2 tRNA genes and 2 rRNA genes are annotated in these 5,451 nt (G+C 46.7%); all 4 read right to left on the bottom strand.

Features of this window, described 5'->3' with window-relative positions:
• Window positions 1-56: 56 nt before the first annotated feature.
• Window positions 57-2,815, bottom strand: a 23S ribosomal RNA gene (locus CQ046_RS23250).
• A 203-nt stretch (window positions 2,816-3,018) separates the two neighbouring features.
• Window positions 3,019-3,092 (bottom strand) — tRNA-Ala (locus CQ046_RS23245).
• 96 nt (window positions 3,093-3,188) lie between these two features.
• Window positions 3,189-3,262 (bottom strand) — tRNA-Ile (locus CQ046_RS23240).
• 209 nt (window positions 3,263-3,471) lie between these two features.
• Window positions 3,472-4,988, bottom strand: a 16S ribosomal RNA gene (locus CQ046_RS23235).
• The 16S and 23S rRNA genes sit together here with 2 tRNA genes alongside, the layout of an rRNA operon.
• Window positions 4,989-5,451: the final 463 nt, after the last annotated feature.

The raw sequence follows: 5,451 nt of genomic DNA, 5'->3' as shown, positions 1-5,451 counted from the left end.
ATCGATAAAAACTTTCACAAAGAGCTAACCTTGCTGCACTTTCGTGCGCCATATCAGGCTATAAATCTACGGGTAATTAGTACTACTCGGCTATGACATTACTGTCTTTACACCTATAGCCTATCAACGTGGTCATCTCCCACGACCCTTAAAAGATGTCTCATCTTGAGGCGAGTTTCGCACTTATATGCTTTCAGTGCTTATCTCTTCCAAACGTAGCTACTCAGCAGTGCACCTGGCGGTACAACTGATACACCAGAGGTTTGTTCAATTCGGTCCTCTCGTACTAGAATCAAGCCCTCTCAAACATCTAACGCCCGCAATAGATAGAGACCGAACTGTCTCACGACGTTCTGAACCCAGCTCGCGTGCCACTTTAATGGGCGAACAGCCCAACCCTTGGGACCTTCTCCAGCCCCAGGATGTGACGAGCCGACATCGAGGTGCCGAACCTCCCCGTCGATGTGAGCTCTTGGGGGAGACTAGCCTGTTATCCCCGGAGTACCTTTTATCCTATGAGCGATGGCCCTTCCATACGGAACCACCGGATCACTATGTCCTGCTTTCGCACCTGATCGACTTGTAGGTCTCACAGTCAAGCACCCTTATGCCATTACACTCTACGCACGGTTACCAAGCGTGCTGAGGGTACCTTTGAAAGCCTCCGTTACTCTTTTGGAGGCGACCACCCCAGTCAAACTACCCACCACGCAATGTCCTTCCCTTAAGAAGTTAGGCTCCAAGTAAGTAAAGGGTGGTATTTCAACGTTGGCTCCACAAACACTAGCGTGCCTGCTTCAAAGCCTCCCACCTATCCTACACATTACTTACTCAAAGTCAATACGAAGTTATAGTAAAGGTTCACAGGGTCTTTTCGTCCCATTGCGGGTACTCGGCATCTTCACCGAGACTACAATTTCACAGAGCTCATGGTTGAGACAGTGCCCAGATCGTTACACCATTCGTGCAGGTCGGAACTTACCCGACAAGGAATTTCGCTACCTTAGGACCGTTATAGTTACGGCCGCCGTTTACTGGGGCTTCAGTCAATGCCTTCGGTTTAACCCTAAGCACCTTCCTTAACCTTCCAGCACCGGGCAGGTGTCAGACCCTATACTGCATCTTTCGATTTTGCAGAGTCCTGTGTTTTTGATAAACAGTCGCCTGGGCCTCTTTACTGCGGCCACCATTGCTGATGGCGTCTCTTCTCCCGAAGTTACGAGACTATTTTGCCTAGTTCCTTAACCATGATTCACTCTAGCACCTTAGGATTCTCTCCTCGACTACCTGTGTCGGTTTTGGTACGGGTTGCTTCACTTCGGCTTTTCTTGGAAGCACTTTCCCTACAGCAGCTTCGCCCGAAGGCTAGGCCTTGACTATTCCGTCAGTCTCCAGTAAGTACGGCACTCCGTCCCCTTTTTAGTGTGAGCAAGTATGGGAATATTAACCCATTGTCCATCCACTACCCCTTTCGGGTTCGCGTTAGGTCCCGACTAACCCTCAGCTGATTAGCATGGCTGAGGAAACCTTAGTCTTTCGGTGAGCGGGTTTCTCGCCCGCTTTATCGTTACTTATGCCTACATTTTCTTTTCTATCCGCTCCACAATACCTCACAGTACTGCTTCGGCGCAAATAGAATGCTCTCCTACCAGATGTACATAAAGTACAAATCCATAGCTTCGGTAATATGTTTATGCCCGATTATTATCCATGCCGGACCGCTCGACTAGTGAGCTGTTACGCACTCTTTAAATGAATGGCTGCTTCCAAGCCAACATCCTAGCTGTCAATGCAGTCCAACCGCGTTGCTTCAACTTAACATATATTTGGGGACCTTAGCTGTTGGTCTGGGTTCTTTCCCTCTCGGACATGGACCTTAGCACCCATGCCCTCACTGCCGTAGAACATTTATTAGCATTCGGAGTTTGTCAGGAATTGGTAGGTGGTGAAACCCCCGCATCCAATCAGTAGCTCTACCTCTAATAAACTTATATACGACGCTGCACCTAAATGCATTTCGGAGAGTACGAGCTATCTCCCAGTTTGATTGGCCTTTCACCCCTACCCACAGGTCATCCGAAGACTTTTCAACGTCAACCGGTTCGGTCCTCCACTCTGTGTTACCAGAGCTTCAACCTGCCCATGGGTAGATCACAAGGTTTCGCGTCTAATCCTACTAACTATGCGCCCTATTCAGACTCGCTTTCGCTCCGGCTCCGGTACTTAATACCTTAACCTCGCTAGTAAAATTAACTCGTAGGCTCATTATGCAAAAGGCACGCCGTCACACCATATAGGTGCTCCGACCGCTTGTAGGCGTACGGTTTCAGGTTCTATTTCACCCTTCTATTCGAAGTGCTTTTCACCTTTCCTTCACAGTACTTGTTCACTATCGGTCTTTCAGGAGTATTTAGCCTTGGAGGATGGTCCCCCCATATTCAGACAGGATTTCACGTGTCCCGCCCTACTCATTTATCACTTAAATATGCCTTTCATATACGGGGCTATCACCCTCTATGGCTGTTCTTTCCAGAACATTCTATTAAACATAAATTAGCTTTTGGGCTAATCCGCTTTCGCTCGCCACTACTTACGGAATCTCTTCGATTTCTTTTCCTCCGGGTACTTAGATGTTTCAGTTCTCCGGGTTTGCTCCTCATAAGAGGTGACTGGTCTTCAACCAGCCGGGTTGCCCCATTCGGACATCTGCGGATCAATTCGTGTGTGCCAATCCCCGCAGCTTTTCGCAGCTTACCACGTCCTTCGTCGCCTCTGAAAGCCTAGGCATCCGCCATACGCCCTTAACGATTTCTTTCCTAATATTAAATTAGTTCAGTATTTTTTGATAAACTTACGTCTATCGATATTTTTATAAACTCGGCACTCGAAAGTGCTCGGTTATCTCTTTGTGATGTCTTTACCGTTAATGTCAATGATCTTAAATTCTTTTCTTCAAACTGATGAACAGATGTTGTTTTTGGCTCCATCCGTAACTTTTAAATCAGTCTTCCAAAACTGTGGAGAATAAGGGAGTCGAACCCTTGACCTCCTGCGTGCAAGGCAGGCGCTCTAGCCAGCTGAGCTAATTCCCCGCTAGTAGACTAAGAGACTCAAGATGCTAGATTCAAGACTTTTTACTTGCTAGTCTTGGCTCTTGGCTCTTTTATCTTCCCGTCTTTTTCAATTAGTAGTCTCGGGCAGGCTCGAACTGCCGACCTCTACATTATCAGTGTAGCGCTCTAACCAGCTGAGCTACGAGACTGTCTGTTTAGACTTATAGATCCTAGATGCTAGATACAAGACTTTCATTCGTCTTGGTTCTTGGCTCTGGGCTCTTGTATCTCTTCCCTATACTAATTTCTAGTGGGTTTTGTATTTTTATATATCAACCAAATAAAAAACTAAAGCTTGAACTTTAAGTAAGTTCTGTATCTATCGATACTATTTTTTTTATCGTCTAACGACGCTCTAAAATGAGATGTTCCAGCCGCACCTTCCGGTACGGCTACCTTGTTACGACTTAGCCCTAGTTACCTGTTTTACCCTAGGCAGCTCCTGTTACGGTCACCGACTTCAGGTACCCCAGACTTCCATGGCTTGACGGGCGGTGTGTACAAGGCCCGGGAACGTATTCACCGCGCCATGGCTGATGCGCGATTACTAGCGATTCCAGCTTCATAGAGTCGAGTTGCAGACTCCAATCCGAACTGAGACCGGCTTTCGAGATTTGCATCACATCGCTGTGTAGCTGCCCTCTGTACCGGCCATTGTATTACGTGTGTGGCCCAAGGCGTAAGGGCCGTGATGATTTGACGTCATCCCCACCTTCCTCTCTACTTGCGTAGGCAGTCTCACTAGAGTCCCCAACTTAATGATGGCAACTAGTGACAGGGGTTGCGCTCGTTGCAGGACTTAACCTAACACCTCACGGCACGAGCTGACGACAACCATGCAGCACCTTGAAAAATGTCCGAAGAAAAGTCTATTTCTAAACCTGTCATTTCCCATTTAAGCCTTGGTAAGGTTCCTCGCGTATCATCGAATTAAACCACATAATCCACCGCTTGTGCGGGCCCCCGTCAATTCCTTTGAGTTTCATTCTTGCGAACGTACTCCCCAGGTGGCTAACTTATCACTTTCGCTTAGTCTCTGAATCCGAAAACCCAAAAACGAGTTAGCATCGTTTACGGCGTGGACTACCAGGGTATCTAATCCTGTTCGCTCCCCACGCTTTCGTCCATCAGCGTCAGTTGTTGCTTAGTAACCTGCCTTCGCAATTGGTGTTCTAAGTAATATCTATGCATTTCACCGCTACACTACTTATTCCAGCTACTTCAACAACACTCAAGACCTGCAGTATCAATGGCAGTTTCACAGTTAAGCTGTGAGATTTCACCACTGACTTACAGATCCGCCTACGGACCCTTTAAACCCAATAAATCCGGATAACGCTTGCACCCTCCGTATTACCGCGGCTGCTGGCACGGAGTTAGCCGGTGCTTATTCGTATAGTACCTTCAGCTACTCTCACGAGAGTAGGTTTATCCCTATACAAAAGAAGTTTACAACCCATAGGGCCGTCGTCCTTCACGCGGGATGGCTGGATCAGGCTCTCACCCATTGTCCAATATTCCTCACTGCTGCCTCCCGTAGGAGTCTGGTCCGTGTCTCAGTACCAGTGTGGGGGATCACCCTCTCAGGCCCCCTAAAGATCGCAGACTTGGTGAGCCGTTACCTCACCAACTATCTAATCTTGCGCGTGCCCATCTCTATCCACCGGAGTTTTCAATATTCATCGATGCCGATAAATATATTATGGGGTATTAATCTCCCTTTCGAAAGGCTATCCCCCAGATAAAGGCAGGTTGCACACGTGTTCCGCACCCGTACGCCGCTCTCAAGATTCCGAAGAATCTCTACCGCTCGGCTTGCATGTGTTAGGCCTCCCGCTAGCGTTCATCCTGAGCCAGGATCAAACTCTCCATTGTATGTTTGTCTGACTCACTCAAAGTTTCTTAACGCTTTAGTTTTTCCTTACTTGGTTGTTATATTGTATGTCAATGATCTTTATATCTTCCGCTTTTCAACGAAGCAATCTCTCTGTCAGTGTCGCTCCGTATTTGCGAGTGCAAAAGTAAAACTTTATTTCTTAATGACCAAATGTTTTTAAAGAAAATTTTAAAGTTTTTTAAGCAACCTTAATCTCTTTTCCAAACCCTAAGCCATCTACTCCTGCGCTCCCTGTAATTGGGACTGCAAAGATACAAACTCTTTTTTAACCGGCAACTTTTTTTATGAAAAGTTTTGAAGTTTTTTTCGCCTGTTTCTTTTTGAAGTATCTAATGTTTTTACCTATCTAAAGGCTCTTCTGCGCTTACTGAATGTCTTTCGTTTTTCAGTGGGGCAAAGATAGAAACTTACACCTCACTACGCAACTTTATTTAACATAAA

Origin of the sequence: Chryseobacterium sp. MYb7 (assembly GCF_002979455.1) — a bacterium.
Classification (GTDB): domain Bacteria; phylum Bacteroidota; class Bacteroidia; order Flavobacteriales; family Weeksellaceae; genus Chryseobacterium.
This window is presented reverse-complemented; position numbering and strand designations above follow the sequence as displayed.